Genomic DNA, 20,233 nt, shown 5'->3' with positions numbered 1-20,233 from the left:
CACGAGTCGCCCGCGGCCACGCGCTCCAGCACGGCGCTCGGTACGTCCCGGCCGGTGAACCCGCGCGCCGCTCGGCGCGAGCCGGTCAGGAAAGCCAGTCGGCGTAGCGGGTGGGGGCGAGGTGGGCGTTCTTGTCGGTGAGGACGTCACCCTTGACGGCGGCGAACATGCCGGCGGTGGGGTCCGTGACGACGGTGCGGTCGTCACCCTTGTGCGACAGGGTGATGCGGCCCAGCTCGTCCAGGGTGAAGACCTCGGGGCCGGCGATGTTGCGGATGCCGTTCAGCGGCGGGCCGGCGGTGACCTCCGCCACCGCCCGGGCCACGTCCTTGGAGGCGATCGGCTGGATCGGTGTGGCGGGCAGCCGGACGGTGTCGCCGTCGGCGGTCCAGGACAGGACGGCGTCCATGAAGTCCATGAACTGCGTCGCCCGGACGATCGAGTAGGGGACCGGCCCGGCCGCGAGGATCTGCTCCTGGAGCAGCTTCGCCTTGTAGTAGTCCAGCTCGGACACCTGGTCCACGCCGACGATCGAGAGAATGACGAAGTGGCCGACGCCGCTCCTGTCCGCCGCGGCCAGGAGGTTGTCCATCGAGGTCCGGAAGAAGGCCGGGGAGGCCTCGTCGAACGTCGGGGAGTTCGTCAGGTTGACGACGACGTCGGCACCCCCCAGCGCGTCGTCCAGTCCCCGTCCGCTGATGACGTCGGTGCCGGTGGACTTCGAGTGGGGCACCGCCTCGTGCCCGGCGGCCCTGAGGTCGGTGACGACCTGAGATCCGATCAGCCCGGTACCGCCGATGACTGCGACCTTCATCGGGAGCCTTTCCTCACGATTGTCTGGGCGAACCTGTCGACTCTCGGGTCAGCTTTCGGAGGGGCGTGGGGCGCGCAGGTGTGCCCGTTCCTTCAGTTCCTCCTCGTCGACCAACGTCAGCATCGGCCGGCCCGGCGCGCACAGCATGGTCACCAGGAACTTGGTCGGTGCGTCAGGGAGCGCGTTGCCGTCCTGGTAGTGGATCACGTCACCGCCCGGCTCCCAGAACGTCCCACCGGCTTCGACCACACGCTCAGGCTCGCCCTCGAGTTCGAACCGGAGCGCGCCCTCCATCACGTAGCCGAACGACGGGCCCGAGTGGCGGTGCGGAGGGAGCCCGGGGTGACCGGGAGGCCAGTCGACGAGGATGGTCATGCCCGAACCGCCTTCGGGAAAGAAGGGCGGGGTGACTTCCTGCAGCAACTTGACCTCAGGCGGCAAGGAGACCTCGGGCCTGCCCTGCTCTGAGTCCTTCTCCGACACGTACCACACCTCCGTAGGCCGGTTCGCCGTGGACGACCCTGCGCGTGCTGAGGGCGGGCCGCAGCCCGCGTCCGTGGCGGGGCGTGGGTGTTCCGCTCCGCCCGAACGGTCTTGACACCACCCTGCCTCCGGTCGGCGGCCGCCACAATCCGGGAGCCCCCGCACCCGGTCTTCGCCCTCTCTGAGCGGTCCTGGCCGGTCCGGCGGCCACGCGGCCGCCCTCCACCAACTCGCGCCGAGGCGCGAGCTTTTGACTGGGGCCGGGCGGCCTCCTAAGGTGACGAGGTCATGTTCATGACGGTTTGTCATGGCGATGACGTAATTGCTTGAAAAGAGAAGAAAGGACCTTCATGCGCAAGCATGTCGCAGCCCTCGTCAGTGCGGCCGCGCTCCTGGGCTCGGCCGTCCCGGCCGTGCTCGCCACGCCCGCCTCGGCCTCGACGATCAGGTGCCAGGAGGTCGGCGCGCGCTACGTCCTCAAGAAGGACGCTCCGATCCACAAGACGCCGTCCCCGAGCGGCAAGGTGATCGGTCACGCCCTGAAGGGGCACCACGTGATCTCGCACTACGAGTGCGACAACAGCCACGGCACTTGGGAGTGCATCTCCAACTGCCAGGTCTCCGACAACGGCCAGAGCACGCTGTACGGCCACTGGATCTACCGGGGCTACCTCGGCAGGGCCTGACGCACCAGGTGTTCCGGCCCGCCGCTTCCGCGGTGGGCCGGAACGCCCGGCGGGCTCAGTCGTTCGTCGGGGTGCCGTGCAGCCGGATCGTGCCGAGCACCTTCAGGACGGTCGCCTTGGAGACCTCGCCCTTGACTCCGGTGGCCCCGTAGAAGTCGAACGACACGTAGTTGTGCAGCGAGTTCTGGAAGCCGAACGTCAGCGACTGCCCGTCGGAGGCGCACTTGCCCTTGTGCGGGGTGTCGGTCGACCGGGCCCAGGCGTAGCTGCCCTCGATCCCCGAAGTGGTCGTGAAGGGCGTGGCCTTCTTGTCCCACGTGATGCTCTTCTTGTCCGGCATGGTGTAGGCGCCGTACACCCACCAGGGCGCGGTGTTGACCGCGATCTCGTCCGTGTTCTTGGCGCCGCTCGCGCCCTTGGTGCCCACGACCGCCAGTGGGGTGTCCTCGGTGCGGCCGTCCTTGTCGTCGTCGGACGTGCACCACTTGGACCTGTACTCGGCCAGGCCCGACATGGTGATCCCCTTGTCCTTCTCGGACTTCGGGAAGTCGAAGTTGACCGCGAGACCGGTGGCCTGCACCTCCCAGTCCGGCGGCACGTCGAAGGCGACACCCCACTTGGGGTTCACCACGACCTTCCAGCCGGCGATCGTCGGCTTGTCCGTGTCCCCGCCGCGCGGGTCGTCGTCGGAAGCGGACGCGCTCGGGTCGGCCGACGACGAAGCCGGGCTGCTCGGCTTGTCGGCCTCGTCCTTCTTGTCCTTGCCGCCCAGGACCAGGAAGCCGGTCACACCCGCGGCCACCACCACGGCCGCGGCCGCCACGATCGCTACGATCTTCGTCCGGTTCCCGCCACCGCCACCGCCGGCGGGCGGCGAGGGCTGGGGAGCGCCCGCGGGCGTCGGCGCGCCCCACTGCGGCTGCTGCTGGCCGTAGGGACCCGGCTGCTGGTAACCGGGCTGCTGGGGGCCGGGCTGCTGATAGCCGGGCTGCTGATACGGATTCGGCTGCTGGTACCCCGGCTGCTGGTACGGGTTCTGCTGCGGGTTGTGCTGCGGGTTCTGCTCGCCCCCGGGCGGCTGCTGTCCTGGCCACATGGGCGCCCACACTAGCGGCGCCGCGGAAACGATTCGGTCACCGGCCCTCTTCAGGGCTGCAGCGAAGCGGGCCCCGCTCTGGCCAGGCTCGGCTACTCGTGAGTAACATGGCGCCATGAGCGCAGACCAGATGTCCATCGGCGACATGCTCGCCGCCACCGTGCCCATGGCCCGGACGCTGAACCTGGAGTTCCTGGAGACCTCCCCGGACCGGGCCGTGGTGTCCCTGCCGGACCAGGACGCCTACCACAACCACGTGGGCGGCCCGCACGCCGGCGCGATGTTCACGCTCGGCGAGTCGGCCAGCGGCGCCATCGTGCTGGCCGCGTTCGGCGACCAGCTCGCGCGCGCCGTGCCGCTCGCCGTGCGCGCCGAGATCGCCTACAAGAAGCTCGCCATGGGCGCCGTCACGGCGACCGCGACGCTGGGCCGCCCGGCCGCCGACGTCGTGGCCGAACTGGACGCGGGCCGGCGGCCCGAGTTCCCCGTGGCCATCGAGATCCGGCGCGCGGACGGGGCCGTCACCGGCGAGATGACCGTCGTGTGGACCCTGCGCCCCAACGGCTGAGCGGGCGGCCGCGGCCCGGTACCGGCCCGCACGGGGGAGGACGAAGGGGCCCGGCCGGGCCCCTTTCCACTGTGCCGCGCCTCCCGTTCAGGCGGCCCGCCGGCCTTCCCGCGCGGTGATCCCGTCGCTGTCGCTGTCGCCGTCGAGGGCCGCCGTGAACTCCCTGAGCCACCGCGTGAACTCGGGCCCGAGGTCCGGGCGGGCGCAGGCCAGGCGTACCACCGTGCGTAGGTAGTCGGCCTTGTCACCGGTGTCGTACCGCAGCCCGTCGAAGACGACCCCGCGCACCGTGCCGGCGGTGGCGAGCTCCTGGAGGGCGTCGGTGAGCTGGATCTCGCCGCCGCGCCCGGGCGGGGTGCGCTCCAGGACGCCGAAGACCGCGGGGTCGAGGACGTAGCGCCCGATGACCGCGTAGTGGCTCGGTGCCTGCCCGGCGGCCGGCTTCTCGACCAGGCCGGTGACCCGTACGACGCCGTCCTCCCCGTCCTCGGCGGGTTCCACCGCCGCGCACCCGTAGCGGCCGATCAGCTCGGGTTCCACCTCCATCAGCGCCACCACACTGCCCGCGTACCGGTCGCGGACGTCGAGCATGCGGCTGAGCAGGGTCTCCCGCGGATCGATCAGATCGTCCCCGAGCAGCACGGCGAACGGCTGGTCCCCGACGTGGTGGCGGGCGCACAGCACGGCGTGCCCGAGCCCGAGCGGGTCGCCCTGGCGGATGTGATGGATGTCGGCGAGCCGTGCGGGATCGCGCACGGCGTCCAGGCGCACGGTGTCGCCCTTGGCCGCCAGCGCCTGCTCCAGCTCGAAGGCGTGGTCGAAGTGGTCCTCGATGGCCCGCTTGTGCCGGCCGGTGACCATCAGGATGTCGTCGAGCCCTGCCGCGGCGGCCTCCTCCACGACGTACTGGATGGCCGGCTTGTCGACGACGGGAAGCATCTCCTTCGGTGTCGCCTTGGTCGCGGGCAGGAACCGGGTGCCGAGCCCGGCGGCCGGGACGACCGCCTTGCGCACCGGACGGGCACCGGCGGGGGAGTGAACGGAGGCGGGGGCAGGGGCGGGAGCGGTGGCGGGGGTCGCCGGGGCGTGGGGAACGATCATGCGGTCATGCTGCGGCACGTGGATGAGAGCCCGCCGGGAGAAACGTGGGAACCGGCTGTGGAGGAACGCCGGGGGCCGAGGGGACAGTGGCGGATTCCGTGCACCGAACGGCCTTTCCGTGCACGTCCGTCGACCGTTCTGCGACCGGCACATCACTTCGCGTGTGCATACCGCTGGTAACCAACGCCGGTTCTCGGGTATTTGAGGCCGGGTCATTCGGTCGCCTTGTTTCCCGTGAGTAGCCTGTGCCAGGGTGAGCCCTTCCATGAGGAGGCAAAGGCCGGGTCCGTACGGCACCGAACGGCGAGGTCAGGCCCCTCTGGTACGCACCAATCAGGCGCTGCATTCCCGCGGGACGGCATTCCGGAAGCCGTTCCGCGGATGGAAAGGACATGGTGCTCCGTGCAGTCCCCCCACCCCCCACACCCACCGTTCCCGCCCCGCCCCGGTTCACCGCGGGGTGAGTCGGACCGGGATCTGGTCGCCCGGCTGAGCGGCCCGGCCGCCGGCCGGCACCACGCCGTCGCCCTGCTGCTGGCCCGCCACTGGCGCGCCACCTGCGACTACGCGATCGTCTGCCTGGCCGCGACCGGGCCCAACGCCCACCTGGTGGCCGCCGCCGCGTTCCACCGCGTGCTCGGCCGGCCGGCGGACGAGGCCGCCGACGGCCCCCTGCGCCCACGGCTGCTCGTGGCCGTCCGCGACACCGTACGCGCGTGGGCCGCCGACGAGGGCGCCTGCGTGGTCGTACCGGAATTGCGCAAACCCACCGGCGGCCGCGGCCTGCGCGCGACGGCACCCGCCACATCCGAAAGGCGCCGGCTCGCCGAACGCGCATTCCGTGCAGTGCCCGCCGCGTCCCGATGCCTTCTGTGGCATACCGAGGTCGAGGCGGAACACATAAACATTCCCGCTGCTCTGTCGGGGCTGGACACCGGCACCGCCACGGCCGCCCTCCAGCAGGCGCGCGAGCAATTCCGGGCGGGTTGTGTACGCGCCCATCGGGAACTCGCGCCCTCGGCCGAATGCCGTTTCCACAACCGTCTTCTGGAGATGTCCATTCTCCGCGGCGGCCCTGCGCACCCCGATGTGGAGCGACATCTGACGAAGTGTCGGTACTGCCGACAGGCCGCCGAACAACTCGGTCACTTCGAGGGCCCGTTGGGGCTCCTGCTCGCCGAGGCCGTGCTCGGCTGGGGCGCCCGCCGCTACCTCGACTCCCGTCCCGGCCGGGGCGCCCAGGAGTCCGCGCCGCCACCGCGAGCGGAACGGCGGGGGGCCGGCGGCCGGCACCGCACGGCACCCGAGGGGGGACGGCGTACCGCCTTGGCGCTCGGCGTCGGCCTCACCGCGCTCGCGCTGCTCACGACCGTGCTGGTGGCCAGAAGCTGGTCCGACGACAACGGTGCCCCGTCGCCCGGCGCCACCTGGGCCGCCCCGGCGGGCCGCTCTCCCGCCGCCCCCACCCCTGATGCCCCTGGCGCCTCTGGCGCCCCCGAGGTCACGGGCGGGCGGTCAGCCGCCGCCGGGCCGTCCGAGGCTTCCGCGAGCCAACCGGTCGAGATCGCCCGCGGCCTGCTGCGCAGCCTCGACTCCGGCCGCTGCCTCGACGTCCGCGCCGGCAGGAACGAGCCGGATGCCGGCGTCCGTCCGGCACGGTGCTCGTCCGCCCGGTCGCAGAGGTGGACCTACCAGGGCGACGGGCTGCTGCGCAGCGTCACCGACCCCGGACTCTGTCTGGCCGCCGGAACCGGCACGCGCGACGTCGTGGTGTCCGCCTGCGTCCTGCGCCCCGGAGAGGTGTCGTACGACCGGACGATGACGGTCCGCGGTGGCCTTCTGCCGCGCCTGACCGGCGGTCCCGCGCTCGTCCCGGTGGGCGGCGCCGGAGTGGTGCGCTTGGTGCTCGCGGCCCGCGACGGCTCCGGCCGACAGCGGTGGATCCTGGAGTCCGAGCCGGTGGCGGGGGTACGACCCGCCGCACCGGCGTCGGGCGGGACGCGGGGGCGTGTGCGGCCGTCCGCCCCTTCGCCGGAGGCCGTCGAGCAGTCGCCCGGACGGTCGGAGGACCGGGTCGGCGGCGGGCGGCCGGACCAGGGGACGCCGACCGGGGAGCCGGTCGGGGGCGTCCGCGTGGAGCGGGTGGTGAAGGGTGTGCGGCCATCGGCCCGAGGCATCCGGGCCGAGCGGTACGAGGCGTCCCGGCGGACGGAGGGGGCCCAACGGTCCGAGGGGACCCAGCGGTTCGAGGGGTCCGAGCGCGGACATCGGCGGTTCGGGTCGGCATGCGAACGTGACATCCTGCGCGCTGGTGGCCATGTGCGCGTCCGCCGGGCGGGCGCCGGGCCAGGACGGAGCCGAGCGGGCGGCGTCGTGCCGACGCTTTCCGGCGCCTTCGCCTCCGTGCCCGCGGAGTTGGGCTCGCCACCGCCGCGCGGCTGAGGACGCGAGGACCCGGGCCGGATACGGGCGGGTGGCGATGTCCGTGTGAGCCCGGTGGGGCGTGGCGCGCGCCCGGATCGAGTCACCGGGTGCGCGTCATCCTGAGTTCGCGTGGGGCGGACCCGGGGCGCGAGGCGTTGCGGGCCGATGAGGGGCCGGTGAGGGGCCGGTGAGGGGCCGGTGAACAGGTCCGGGGCTCCGGCGTGCGGGTGGAGGCGCGCCGGGACGGCGACGCCGCCGTGAGGTCGACCAGGTAGATGACGGACCGTCAATTGTCGGTTTTCCGGCGCTTGTTGGGGGATTCGGCGGGCTGGCTGAATCGATGCCACCGCCCGCGAAAAGGCCGATGCCTTATTGACCCGTCAGTAAGCGCCTCGCTAGGTTCCGGTGCCTCGCACCAGAGCGTCCTGCCGCACACCCCCCACCGTGCTGTCTTGCCGATTCTTCGGAGCATCATGACCTCGCCCGTGCGCGCCCACGACCTGATTCTGTGCCTCACCCCCTTCGGAGAACCCGACGCCTGGCTCGCCGCGGCCGCCTGCGCCGCCGGCGGGCTCGGCATCCTCGACCTCGGCGACGGCGACCGAAGATCACGCGAGGAACTGACCAGACTGAGAAGAACGGCGCCGGGGCCCTACGGCGTGCGAGTGACGGGCCGCTGCACCCTCGGACCCGCCGACCTCGACGGCGGACCGGACACCGTGGTCCTGGCCGTCGACGCGCCGTGGAGTGTCGCCGAAGTCGCGCCTTCGTACAGGGTGTTGATCGAGGTGACCGATCTGGCGCAGGCGCGTGAGGCGGTCCGCGCGGGGGCTCACGGGCTGATCGCCCGAGGTGCCGAGAGCGGCGGCCGGATCGGTGGAACCAGCACCTTCGTGCTGCTGCAACTCCTATTGGGCGAACAAGGTTTGGACGTTCCGGTCTGGGCCTGCGGTGGCATCGGACCGTACACCGCCGCGGCCGCCGTGGCCGGCGGGGCGGCGGGCGTCGTCCTCGACAGCCAACTCGCCCTGCTGGCCGAGTCACGGCTGCCGGAGGCGGTACGGGCCACGCTGCGCTCCCTGGACGGCTCCGAGACGGCGGTCGTCGCCGGGCACCGGGTACTGCGCAGGCGCGGTCCGGACGTTCCGCCCCCGCCCGACGATCCCGGCGCGGTCGCGGCCCTGATCGGCGCGCGGGACCCACGCCGCCGCCTGCTGCCGGTGGGCCAGGACGGCTTCCTCGCCGCCCGCTTCGCCGACCGGTGGGGCGACGTGCGGGGGACGGTGCGCGGGCTGCGGACGGCGATCGAGGAGTTCGTCGGCGCCGAGGGCGCCGTGGCGCCGCCGGGGTGGGGCGGGCCTGAAGTGCCGCTGACCGCGGGGGCCGGAGTGCCGCTGGACGGCGGCCCAGCAACGTCGCCGGACAGCGAACCCGGAGTGCTGCCGCATCCCCGGCCCGACCTCCCCGCGACCACCCCCGGCCTCCGCCCGACCGCCTCCGCCGCGGTCGCGGCCCTGCGGCCGGGGTCGGGCATGAGCCGGGCGCTCGGTACCCGGTTGCCGGTCGCCCAGGGTCCCATGACCCGGGTCAGCGACCAGGCGGCCTTCGCCGCCGCCGTCGCCGGGGAGGGTGCGCTGCCCTTCCTGGCGCTGGCCCTCGCCGACGGCGAGCGGACCCGGGAGATGCTGACCGGGGCGCGTGCCGTGCTCGACGGACGCCCCTGGGGTGTGGGCGTGCTCGGATTCGCACCCGAGGAGATCAGGAACGCCCAGCTGGAGGCCGTACGCGAGCTGCGCCCCACGCACGCGGTCATCGCGGGCGGACGTCCCGGGCAGGCCCAGGCGCTGGAGCGGGCGGGGATCCGCACCTTCCTGCACGTGCCTTCGCCGGGACTGCTGCGGCAGTTCCTGCGGGCCGGGGCGCGCCGCTTCGTCTTCGAGGGCTCCGAGTGCGGCGGCCACGTCGGGCCGCGCCACTCCTTCCCGCTGTGGGAGGCCCAACTCGCCGTCCTGGAGGACTTCCTGGCCGAGTCAGGCGCCGCCGACGGCACCGCACGAGAGCTGGAGGTGTTCCTCGCGGGCGGGATCCACGACGAGCGGTCCGCCGCGATGGCCGCCGCCCTGGCCTCCCCCCTCACCGCACGGGGTGCCGCCGTAGGCCTGCTCATGGGCACCGCCTACCTGTTCACCGAGGAGGCCGTGGCCCGCGGTGCGATCCAGCCGCTCTTCCAGCGGCAGGTCCTGGCCGCCACCTCGACCGCCCTGCTGGAGACGGCACCCGGGCACGCCACCCGCTGCGTCCCCAGCCCCTTCACCACCGGCTACCGGGAGCACGAGGCACGGCTGCGCGCGTCCGGCACCCCCGACCGTGAGCTGTGGGAGGCGCTGGAGCGGCTCAACGTCGGCCGGCTGCGCATCGCCAGCAAGGGGGTCGAACGCTCGGCGCGGGGCGAGCTGACCGTGGTGGACGAGCGACGACAGCTCAGCGACGGGATGTTCATGGCCGGCGACGTCGTGGCGCTGCGCTCGGCGACCACCACCGTCGCCCGGCTGCACCACGCGGTCACCGACGGCGCCGCCGACCTGCTCACCGCCCGGTGCGCACGGCCGGCCCCCCTGCAGGCCCCCGAACCGCCGCCCGCCGAGCCCCTCGACGTCGCCGTGGTCGGCATGGCCTGCATGTTCCCCGGAGCGCCCGACCTCGCCACCTTCTGGGCCAACGTGGTCGCCGGACACGACGCCGTCACCGAGGTCCCCGTCGACCGCTGGGACCCCGCCGTGCACCACACGGCCGGCGCGACGGCGTCCAAATGGGGCGGCTTCCTGCCGCGCATCCCCTTCGACCCGCTGAGCTACGGCATCCCGCCCGCCTCCCTCGGCAGCATCGAGCCGGTCCAGCTGCTGTCCCTGGAGGCCGCGCGCAGAGCCCTGGACGACGCCGGGTACGGCGAACGGGGCCGCGCCTTCGACCGGTCGCGCACCTCGGTCGTCTTCGGCGCCGAGGCGGGCAGCGACCTGTCCAACGCCGTCACCCTGCGCGCCGTCCTGCCGTCGTACTACGGCGAGGTCCCCGAGAACATCGAGGCCCAGCTGCCCCGGCTGACCGAGGACTCCTTCCCCGGCATGCTCGCCAACGTCATCTCCGGCCGCATCGCCAACCGCCTGGACCTCGGCGGCGCCAACTACACCGTCGACGCCGCCTGCGCCTCCTCCCTCGCCGCGCTCGACGTGGCCTGCAAGGAACTCGTCTCCGGCGGCAGCGACGTGGTCCTGTGCGGCGGGGCCGACCTGCACAACGGCATCAACGACTTCGTCCTGTTCTCCTCCGTGCACGCCCTCTCGCCGAGCGGCCGGTCCCGCGCCTTCGACGGCTCCGCCGACGGCATCGCCCTCGGCGAGGGCGTGGCCTGCGTGGTCCTCAAACGGCTCGCCGACGCCGAGCGCGACGGCGACCGCGTCTACGGCGTGATCAAGGGGATCGGCTCCGCCAGCGACGGCCGCTCCCTCGGCCTGACCGCGCCCCGCCCCGAAGGCCAGCGCGCCGCCCTGCTGCGCGCCTACCGCAACGCCGGTGTCTCGCCCGCCGAGGTCGGGCTGGTCGAGGCGCACGGTACCGGCACGGTCGTCGGGGACCGTACCGAACTCGGTGTGCTCGAAGCGGTGTTCACCGAGGCGGGGGCCGGGGCGGGCGGCTGTGCGCTCGGTTCGGTCAAGTCGCAGATCGGGCACACCAAGTGCGCCGCCGGACTGGCGGGCCTGATCAAGACCACCCTCGCCCTGTACACCGGCGTCAAGCCGCCCACCCTGCACCTGGAACGGCCCAACCCGGCCTGGTCGGAGGAGAACAGCCCGTTCGCCTTCCACACCCGCGCCCGTCCCTGGCCGGCCCCGGCCGCACAACGCCTCGCCGGGGTCAGCGCGTTCGGGTTCGGCGGTACCAACTTCCACGCCGTGCTCGGCGCCCACACGGACGGCGTGGCGCCGCGGCAGACCCTGGACGCCTGGCCCGCCGAGCTGTTCCTCTTCCGTGGCCGGGACACGGCGGCGGCCCACCGTGACGTCGCCGAGGTGCTGCGGGCCGCCGAGGCGGACGGCCGCCCCTGGCGCCTGCGCGACCTGGCGCTCGCCGCGGCCCGTCGCGCGGACACCTCCGACGATCCGGTGCGGGCGGCGGTCGTGGCCCGGGACGTGGACCACCTCATCGGACAGTTACGACGGGTCCTCGCGGGCGAGCAGGATCCGGCGGCGGGCATCCACTCCGGCGAGGACGGATCGGCGGCCGGCATCCGTCTCGGCACGAGCGATCCGGCGGTCGGTATCTCCGGCGAGGACGGTCCGGCGGTCGGTGTCCGCTCCGGCGAGCGCGGTCCGGCGGTCGGCGTCCGCTCCGGCGAGGACGGTCCGGCGGTCGGTATCCGCTCCGGCGAGCGCGGTCCGGCGGTCGGTATCCGCTCCGGCGAGGACGGTCCGGCGGTCGGTGTCCGCTCCGGTGAGGACGGTCCGGCGGTCGGCGTCCGCTCCGGCGAGGACGGTCCGGCGGTCGGCGTCCGCTCCGGCGAGCGCGATCCGGCGGTCGGCGTCCGCTCCGGCGAGCGCGGTCCGCGGTCCGGCATCCACCCCGCCGATCCCGCAGCCGGTACCCCGGCAGGCGCCGCCACCGGTGACGCCCCCGGTGGCGCCAAGGTCGCCTTCCTCTTCCCCGGCCAGGGCAGCCAGCGGCCCGGCATGCTCGCGGACCTGCTGGTCGCCCTGCCCGAGCTGCGGCACTACCTGCATCTCGGCCGGGCGCACGCCGACACCCTGTACCCGCCCGCCGCGTTCGGCGAGGAGGCCCGCGCCCGCCACGCCGCCGCCCTCACCGACACCCGGGCCGCACAGCCCGCGCTCGGCATCACGGCCCTCGCCGCGCACGCCTTCCTCACCGCGGCGGGCGTCACCCCGGACCTCGCGGCCGGACACAGCTACGGCGAACTGGCCGCCCTCGGCGCGGCCGGCGCGCTCGACGCCGAGACACTCCTGGAGCTGAGCGGCGAGCGCGCGAGCGCCATCCTGGCGGCCGCGGGCGACGAATCCGGCACCATGGCCGCCGTCGGAGCCGGTGCCGCGCAGGTCGCCGGCGCCCTGCGGGAGGCCGGGGCGCCCGCATCGGTCGTCGTGGCCAACCACAATTCGCCCGAGCAGTCGGTGATATCGGGGCCCACGGCCGAAGTCGAGTCCGCTGTACGCCTGTTGCGCGAGGCCGGGCTCACGGCCCGCCGTATCCCGGTCGCCTGTGCCTTCCACAGCCCGGTGGTGGCCGCCGCGGGGGAGCGGTTCGCCAAGGTCCTCGCCGACAAGACGGTACGGACCCCCGAGTTCCCCGTGTGGGCCAACCGCACGGCGGCCCCCTACCCCGCCGACCCCGACGCCGTACGCGCCGAACTCGCCGCCCAGATCGGCGCGCCGGTCTCCTTCGCCGCCCAGATCGAGGGTATGTACGAGGCGGGGGCGCGGATCTTCGTGGAAGCGGGCCCCGGGACGGTCCTCACCCGGCTCGTCGGGCAGATCCTGGGCGACCGTCCGCATCGCACCGTCGCCTGCGAGCCCCGCGCCGACAGCGGCCTGCCCGGCTGGCTCGACGCCCTGGCCAGGCTGGCCGCCGCCGGGCTTCCGGTGCGCACCGCCTGGCTCCTCCAGGGCCGCGACGCCGTAGACGCGCTGCGGACACCCGCGCCACGGCGGCCCGGCTGGACGGTCGACGGGCACCTCGTCCGCACCGCCGACGGAGCACTCCTCCCCGGTGCCCTCGCACCGGCCCGACGAGTCGTGGAGACGACCGTGACGACGAACCCGCAGAACGGAGCCCCGGCCGACCGGGACGCGTTGATCTCCGAATTCCTGCGCACCAGCCGCGAGATGATCGCGGCCCAGCGGGACGTGCTGCTCACCTACTTCGGCGCCACGCCGGGCACGGTCCCGGCGGGACCCGTGGAGCCGGCCGTTGCCGGGCAGCCACCCCTGGCCGCGCTCGCCGGACCGACGGCCGCGCAGCCGTCGTCTTCATCCGAGACGCCCGGAACATCCGAGGCACCGCGAGCCGCGGCCGCCGACCCCGCGTCGCTCGTGACCGCTGCGGACACGCCCGCCGCAGCCCCGTCGCCCGGGGCCGCCGTGCCGGGACCGAGCGTCGAGCTGGTCGTCCTGGAGATCATCGGCGAGCGCACCGGATACCCCGTCGACATGATCGAGCCGGACCTCGACCTGGAGGCCGACCTCAGCATCGACTCGATCAAGCGGGCCGAGATAGCGGGCGAGCTCGCCCGGCGTCTCGGCATCGCGGACGGCACGGAGGTCCTGGACGACGCGGAACTCGAGGAACTGGCCAAGGCGCGGACGGCGGCCGCGGTGACGGCCTGGCTGACCGCACGGATCGCCGGGGACACCGGAGCCGCGACTGGGACAGAGCCCAGCACCGTTCCGACCCGCCCGGAGCCCGCCGACGCATCCGTAAGCACACCCCCCGGAGAGGCGCCGCAACGCTGCGAACTGCGCCCCGTACCCCTGCCGCCCCCTTCGGACGACCCCGAAACCGTCCTGCGCGGCAACCGGTTCGTCCTCCTCGGGGACGGCGGGGGAGCGGCGGCCGAGCTGGCCGCACGGCTGCGCGCGCACGGTGCCGACACCGTCGTGGCCGACCGGACCCGTCTCCTCGGCGAGGCGGACGGCAGGGCCGACGGCGTGCTGTACCTGGGCGCGCTCCCCGGCCCGGAGCTCCCGGTGCTCCCCGAGGCGTTCCCCGTGCTCAGGGCGGCCCTCGCCCGCGCACCGCGCACCCTGCTGGCCGTGCAGCCCGCCGACGGGGCGCAGGCGACCCGCTCGGCGGGCCTGCACGGTCTCTTCCGTACCGTCGCCCGCGAGTACCCCGGCACCCTGGCCCGCCTGGTCACCGTCCCCGACACCGGCCCGGGCGCCGTCGCCGACGCCCTGCTCGCCGAACTGCTCGCCCCTGAACCGGCGGCCCCGGTCGTGCTGCGCACGGCCACCGGCGGACGGCACGGGCTCGAACTGGTCCCGGCGCCCCTCGGGCCGCTGGGCAGCACCGGCGCCGGACCCGCCGGCGACGGTGCCGCCGAGGCCGCCGCGCTCGGCCTCGACCGGGACTCCGTGGTGTTGCTGGTCGGCGGCGCGCGTGGCATCACCGCACGGTTCGCCACCGCGCTCGCCGCGGCGAGCCGCTGCCGGCTCGAACTGCTCGGCCGCACCCCCGCGGCCACCGCGCCCGAACCACCCGCGACCGCCGCCGCCCGCACCCTCGTCGAACTGCGCGCCGCCCTCGCCCGGGACGGCGCGTCGAGCCCGGCCGAGGTCAGCCGCTCCGCCGAACTGATCCTCGCCCAGCGGGAGATCACCGCCACCCTCGCCGAACTCACCGCCCTGGGCAGCGAGGCACGCTACCGCTCGGTGGACTTCCGTGAACGGGACGCCGCCCTGCAGGCGGTCAAGGAGATCCACGCCGAACACGGCCGCCTCGACGGGGTCGTCTTCGCCGCCGGAGTGATCGAGGACCGGCTGATCGCCGACAAGAGCACCGACTCCTTCCAGCGGGTCTACGGCACGAAGACCGCCGGGGCCGCGGCCCTGCTCGCCGCGCTGGCCGACCTGCCCCACGGACCCGGGTTCACCGTCCTGTTCGGCAGCGTCGCCGCCGTCCTAGGCAACCGCGGGCAGGCCGACTACGCCGCCGCCAACGACGCCCTGGAACGCCTCGGCGCCGACTGGGCCGAGCGGACCGGCCACCGGGCGCTCACCGTGCACTGGGGCCCCTGGGCACCGGCCGGGCGGCACGGGGGCATGGTCGGCGAGGAACTGGGCCGGGAGTACGCGCGCCGCGGCGTACGGCTGATCGACCCGGACGAGGGCACCGCCGCCCTGCTCCGCGAACTCGCCTGGGGCGACCGCTCGGCGCGCGCCGTCGTCTACACCGCTTCGGGCTGGTGAGATGACACAGGTCCGAACCCCGGTCGCCGTGGTGGGGATGGCGGTGCTGCTGCCCGGCGCCGCGGGCCTCGACGCCTACTGGCGCAACCTGCGCGACGGCGTGGACGCGATCGGCGACGTCCCCGAGGGCCGCTGGGACGCCGGCTACTACCACCCCGGCAGCGCTGCCGAGCCCGCCGTCGCCGACCGGATCTACTGCCGGCGCGGCGGATTTGTGGACGCACTGGCCGAGGTGGAGGTGACCCGGTACGGCATCATGCCCGCCTCCGTGCCGGGCACCGAACCCGACCAGCTCATCGCCCTCGACGTGGCCGCCGCCGCGCTCGCCGACGCGGGCGGCGCCGACCGGCTGCCCGAGCGGCACCGGATCGGTGTGACCCTGGGCCGCGGCGGCTACCTCACCCCCGGCCTGGTCAGGCTCGACCAGCGGGTGCGTACGGCCGGGCAACTCGTGCGCACTCTGGGCGAATTGATGCCTGAGCTGTCGTCCGCCCAACTGGACCGGGTACGGGCCGCGTTCACCGAACGCCTCGGCCCCGACAGCCCCGAGGCCGCGATCGGCCTGGTCCCCAACCTCGCCGCCTCCCGCATCGCCAACCGGCTCGACCTGCGCGGCCCCGCCTACACCGTGGACGCGGCCTGCGCCTCCTCGCTGGTCGCCGTCGACCAGGCCGTCACCGAACTCACCACCGGGCGCTGCGACATGATGCTGGCCGGGGGAGTCCACCACTGCCACGACATCACCCTGTGGAGCGTCTTCTCGCAGCTGCGCGCCCTGTCCCCGTCCCAGCGCAGCCGGCCCTTCCACCGCGACGCCGACGGCCTCCTCATCGGCGAGGGCACCGGGATCGTCGTCCTCAAGCGGCTCGCGGACGCCGAACGCGACGGCGACCGGGTGTACGCGGTGATCCGCGGGACCGGCGTGGCCGGCGACGGCCGTACCGCCGGCCTGGTCACCCCCGACCCCGGAGGCCAGGCGCGGGCCGTGCGCCAGGCGTGGCGGGCGGCCGGACTCGACCCCGCGGAACCCGGCTCGCTCGGGCTGCTGGAGGCGCACGGCACCGCCACCCCGGCCGGTGACACCGCCGAACTCACCACCCTCGCGGACGTGTTCGGACCGGCAACGGCCGAGGACGGGGAGCGGCCCGTGCTCGGCTCGGTGAAGTCGATGATCGGCCACACCATGCCGGCCGCGGGCGTGGCGGGACTGGTCAAGGCCGTCCTCGCCCTCCACCACGGCGCCCTCCTGCCCACCCTGCACTGCGACGACCCCCACCCCGCCCTCGCGGCCACCCGCTTTCGCACCCTGACCCGGGCGCGGCCCTGGGAGACCGGGCCGGCCCGCCCGGTCCGCCGGGCCGCCGTCAACGCCTTCGGGTTCGGCGGGATCAACGCCCACGTGGTGCTGGAGGAGGCGCCGGGCCCGCGACCGGCGCCCCACCGGGCCCGTACCCGGACCGCCGAGCCCGAACGGGTCCTGCTGCTCGCCGCCGACGGCCAGGACGGCCTCGCCGCCCTCCTCGACCGCGACGACCACGCGGTCCTCGCCGCCGGCCTCGCCCCCGAGCGGCCGCACCCCGACGCCGGCCCGGTGCGCCTGGGCGTCGTGGACCCCACGGCCAAGCGGCTCGCCCTGGCCCGCCGCGCGGCCGGCAGAGGCCGCGCCTGGCAGGGCCGCAACGACGTCTGGTTCCGCACCGCCCCGCTGCTCGGGCCCGGCCTGGGCGGACTCGCCTTCGTCTTCCCCGGCCTGGAGAGCGACTTCACGCCCCGCGCCGACGACGTGGCCGATCACTTCGGCCTGCCCCCGCTCACCCGCGCCGGCACGGACGTACGGGTCGGCGACGTCGGACGGCACGGCTTCGGCGTGGTCGGCGTCGGCCGGCTGCTCGACGCCGCGCTGCGCCGCATGGGGGTCGTGCCGGACGCGGTCGCCGGGCACAGCGTCGGCGAGTGGACCGCGATGGCGGCGGCGGGGCTGTACGCGGACGCGGAGGTCGACGCGTTCATGGCCGGGTTCGACCCGGACACGGTGACCATGCCGGGCCTCGCCTTCGCCGCCGTGGGCGCCTCCGCCGACCGGGTCTCCGCCGCCCTCGCCGACGCCTGGACCGGCACCGGGATCGTGCTGTCCCACGACAACGCGCCCCACCAGTCGATGGTGTGCGGGCCGGACGAGGCGGTCCAGCGGTTCGCCCGGTCCTTCCGCGCCCAGGGCGTGCTCTGCCAGGTGCTGCCGTTCCGCTCCGGCTTCCACACCCCGATGCTCCGGCCCTACCTCGCCCCCATCGAGGAGGCGGCCGGCCGCTTCCGGCTGCACCGGCCGACCGTGCCGGTGTGGTCCGGCACGACCGCGGCGCCCTTCCCGAGCGACGAGACGGCGGTGCGCGAACTGTTCGTACGGCACCTGCTGGAACCGGTGCGCTTCCGCGAGCTGATCGAGGCCCTGTACGCGGGGGGGCACCGCGCCTTCGTCCAGACCGGCCCCGGACAGCTCGCCTCCCTCGTCGACGACACCCTCGGCGACCGCGACCACCTCGCCGTCGCCGCCAACTCGCCCCACCGCACGGGCATGGCCCAGCTCCGCCGGGTCGCCACCGCCCTGTGGACGGCGGGGGCCCACGTCGCACCGGCGGTACCCCGACCGGACACCGTCGTCGGCCACGGCGAGACGGCCCGCCCGGACGTCGCCGCGGACGGTGGGGTGTCCCGCCCGGACGCCGCCGTCCGCAGCGCCGTGCGCCGCCCGGGCGCCACCGCGCCCGCGCCGGGGCGCCCACCCGTCCGCCTCGACCTCGACGGCGCCCTGGTGTCCCTGGCCGGACCGGACCTGGAAGCCCTGCGCGCGGAACTGCATGCGGATCACCCGGCGTCGTCCCCTTCGCGACCGGCCCGCCCCGGCACGTCCCCCCTCGACGACCTCGACGTCCTCGACGATCTCGACGACCTCGCCACCCGCTTCCCGGCCGCCGCCGAGCTGACCGCCCTGCTGCGCGACACCGCGGACACGGCGGCGAAACTGATCACGGCGGCCGATCGTCGATTCGAGGGCCTACCCGCGCCCGCCGGTCACCCCAGCACCCCGGCCGCTGCGGTGGCCTCCCGGCGAGCCCCCGAACCGGCCGGCCCCGCCCCCGTCGTCCCGACTCCGGCCGTCCCGGCCCCCGCCGTCCCCACTCCCGTCACCGCGACCGTCCGCGTCTCCACGAGCGCCATGCCGTACCTGCTGGACCACTGCTTCTTCCCGCAGCGCCCCGGCTGGCCGGACGAGGCGGACCGCTGGCCGGTCGTCCCGGCCACCACGATCGTCCGGCACATGATGGACGCGGCCGAGGCGGCGGCCCCCGGGCTGTGCGCGGTCGCCGTGCACGGTGCGCGGTTCGACCGGTGGCTCACCGCGACACCCCCCGTCGACGTACCCGTCACGGTCACCCCCGACCCGGGACACGCGGACCGGGTCGCCGTCGCCTTCGGGCCCACGGCCCGCGCCGTGGTCGAACTCGCCCCGCGCCACCCGGCACCGCCTCCGCCCGGCCCCCGCCCCGACGCCCCCGAACGCGTCCCCGAGCACACCGCCGCCCAGCTCTACCGCGACCGCTGGATGTTCCACGGCCCCGCCTTCCAGGGCGTCGGTGAACTCACCGCGATCGGCGACCGGCACGTCCGCGGAGTGATCACCGCACCGGCGGCGCCCGGCGCGCTGCTGGACAACGTGGGCCAGCTCCTCGGCTACTGGATCATGGCGACCCGCACCGAGCGGACCGTCGTCTTCCCGGTGCAGATCCGGCACCTGCGCTTCCACGGGCCCCAGCCGGCACCCGGCACCCCGGTCACCTGTCTGCTGCGCGTCACCTCGCTCACCGACACCGTCCTGGAGGCGGACGCGGAACTGACTACCGACGGCCGGGTGTGGGCCCGGCTCACCGGCTGGCAGGACCGCCGCTTCGACAACGACCCGCGCACCCGGCCCGTCGAACGCTTCCCCGAGCGCCACACCCTCTCCGAGGCCCGCCCCGGGGGCTGGGCCCTGGTGCACGAGCGGTGGCCCGACCTGGCCTCCCGCGAGCTGATCATGCGCAACTCCCTCGGCGGCCCCGAGCGCGCCCGGTACGCCGAACGCCCGCCACGCGGCCGCAGACAGTGGCTGCTGGGCCGGATCGCGGTCAAGGACGCCGTACGGCAGTGGCTGTGGCGGCACGGCGAAGGACCCGTCTTCCCGGCGGAGATCCAGGTCGGCAACGACGAACTCGGCCGTCCGTACGCCACCGGCGCGCACGGCCGCGCCCTGCCCCCGCTGGACGTCTCCCTCGCCCACCGGGCCGAGGCGGGCGTCGCGATCGTACGGCCGCGCACCCCCCACCCGGGCCCCGGCATCGATATCGAGGAGGTCACCGCGCGGGACCCCGCGACCCTCGCCACCGCCCTCGGCCCGGACGAACTCCGGCTGCTGCGCGGGCGGTCCGCCGACGACCCCGAGGCCGAGGCCCTGTGGTTCTCCCGCTTCTGGGCCGCCAAGGAGGCCGTGGCCAAGGCCGAGGGTGTCGGGTTCGGCGGCCGCCCCAGGGACTTCACGGTGCTGGAGACGGCGCCGGACGGCAGCCGGCTGGTGGTCGCCGGCCGCCTGGAGCGGGCCTACACCGTGCGCTGCGCGCGGACGGGCAACCCGCCCGCCCTCCCGGCGCGCTCCTACGTCGTGGCCTGGACGACCGGACCGGCGGCCCACGACGGACAACACGACGACGCAGCCGAGGAGTACGCCCGATGAACCCCACCCAGCCGCTGCCCGCGCAGCCCACCACCGACGCCGTGCTCACGGACGTCACCGGCATGCTCCGCACGCTCCTCGCGGAGTACGGCGAGGACGACGTGGAGATCGGTCCGTCCACCACCTTCAACCGCGACCTGGAACTGGAGAGCATCGACCTGGTCACCCTGGCCGCGCTGCTGGAGGAGCGGTACGGACGCCGGGTCAACCTCGCCGAGTTCCTGGCCGGAATGGAGTTCGACGAGATCATCGAGCTGACCGTGGGGCGGCTCGTCGAACACGTCGTGCTGAGCCTGCGGAGCACGGAGGCGGGCTGACCC

The 20,233-nt window shown here is 74.7% G+C and carries 10 protein-coding genes; 6 read left to right on the top strand and 4 right to left on the bottom strand.

Going from position 1 to position 20,233, the window contains the following annotated elements:
* Window positions 1–85: 85 nt before the first annotated feature.
* Window positions 86–814, bottom strand: coding sequence for an SDR family oxidoreductase (locus PV343_RS02575; protein WP_319145093.1), 729 nt, complete (start codon window positions 812–814; stop codon window positions 86–88).
* A 48-nt stretch (window positions 815–862) separates the two neighbouring features.
* Window positions 863–1,255: a cupin domain-containing protein gene (locus tag PV343_RS02570; RefSeq protein ID WP_387950612.1), complete on the bottom strand. Its 393-nt coding sequence runs from the start codon at window positions 1,253–1,255 to the stop codon at window positions 863–865.
* Window positions 1,256–1,647: 392 nt separating this feature from the next.
* On the opposite strand from PV343_RS02570, the gene PV343_RS02565 reads away from it, so the two are divergent.
* The gene (locus PV343_RS02565; protein WP_319145091.1) at window positions 1,648–1,983 is read left to right on the top strand and encodes a hypothetical protein; all 336 of its coding nucleotides are present in this window, start codon (window positions 1,648–1,650) and stop codon (window positions 1,981–1,983) included.
* Window positions 1,984–2,038: 55 nt separating this feature from the next.
* On the opposite strand, the gene PV343_RS02560 is transcribed toward PV343_RS02565, so the two are convergent.
* On the bottom strand, window positions 2,039–3,079 hold the full coding sequence (locus PV343_RS02560) for a hypothetical protein (RefSeq protein WP_319145090.1): 1,041 nt from the start codon (window positions 3,077–3,079) through the stop codon (window positions 2,039–2,041).
* A 115-nt stretch (window positions 3,080–3,194) separates the two neighbouring features.
* Here PV343_RS02560 and PV343_RS02555 point away from each other — a divergent pair, with 115 nt between their 5' ends.
* Complete coding sequence (locus PV343_RS02555; protein WP_319145089.1) at window positions 3,195–3,647, top strand: DUF4442 domain-containing protein; 453 nt, start codon at window positions 3,195–3,197, stop codon at window positions 3,645–3,647.
* A gap of 87 nt (window positions 3,648–3,734) precedes the next feature.
* Here the strand turns inward: PV343_RS02555 and galU are convergent, their stop codons facing one another.
* Complete coding sequence (gene galU / locus PV343_RS02550) at window positions 3,735–4,748, bottom strand: UTP--glucose-1-phosphate uridylyltransferase GalU (RefSeq protein WP_319145088.1); 1,014 nt, start codon at window positions 4,746–4,748, stop codon at window positions 3,735–3,737.
* A 402-nt stretch (window positions 4,749–5,150) separates the two neighbouring features.
* Here galU and PV343_RS02545 point away from each other — a divergent pair, with 402 nt between their 5' ends.
* The 4 genes from PV343_RS02545 (at window position 5,151) to PV343_RS02530 (ending at window position 20,230) form a co-directional block, all read left to right on the top strand.
* Window positions 5,151–7,190, top strand: coding sequence for an RICIN domain-containing protein (locus PV343_RS02545; RefSeq protein WP_319145087.1), 2,040 nt, complete (start codon window positions 5,151–5,153; stop codon window positions 7,188–7,190).
* A gap of 455 nt (window positions 7,191–7,645) precedes the next feature.
* Window positions 7,646–15,148, top strand: coding sequence for an SDR family NAD(P)-dependent oxidoreductase (locus PV343_RS02540; RefSeq protein ID WP_319145168.1), 7,503 nt, complete (start codon window positions 7,646–7,648; stop codon window positions 15,146–15,148).
* A 1-nt stretch (window position 15,149) separates the two neighbouring features.
* Complete coding sequence (locus tag PV343_RS02535) at window positions 15,150–19,913, top strand: polyketide synthase (RefSeq protein ID WP_319145086.1); 4,764 nt, start codon at window positions 15,150–15,152, stop codon at window positions 19,911–19,913.
* Window positions 19,910–20,230, top strand: a complete 321-nt coding sequence (locus tag PV343_RS02530; RefSeq protein ID WP_319145085.1) for an acyl carrier protein — start codon at window positions 19,910–19,912, stop codon at window positions 20,228–20,230. The genes PV343_RS02535 and PV343_RS02530 overlap by 4 nt, the downstream gene beginning before the upstream one ends.
* The last annotated feature ends 3 nt before the right edge of the window (window positions 20,231–20,233 follow it).

The sequence above is a fragment of the Streptomyces sp. WI03-4A genome, assembly GCF_033792105.1.
In the GTDB taxonomy this organism is placed as follows: domain Bacteria; phylum Actinomycetota; class Actinomycetes; order Streptomycetales; family Streptomycetaceae; genus Streptomyces; species Streptomyces collinus_A.
The sequence above is the reverse complement of the archived record's forward strand: the minus strand, read 5'-3'. Positions and strand labels throughout refer to the sequence as shown.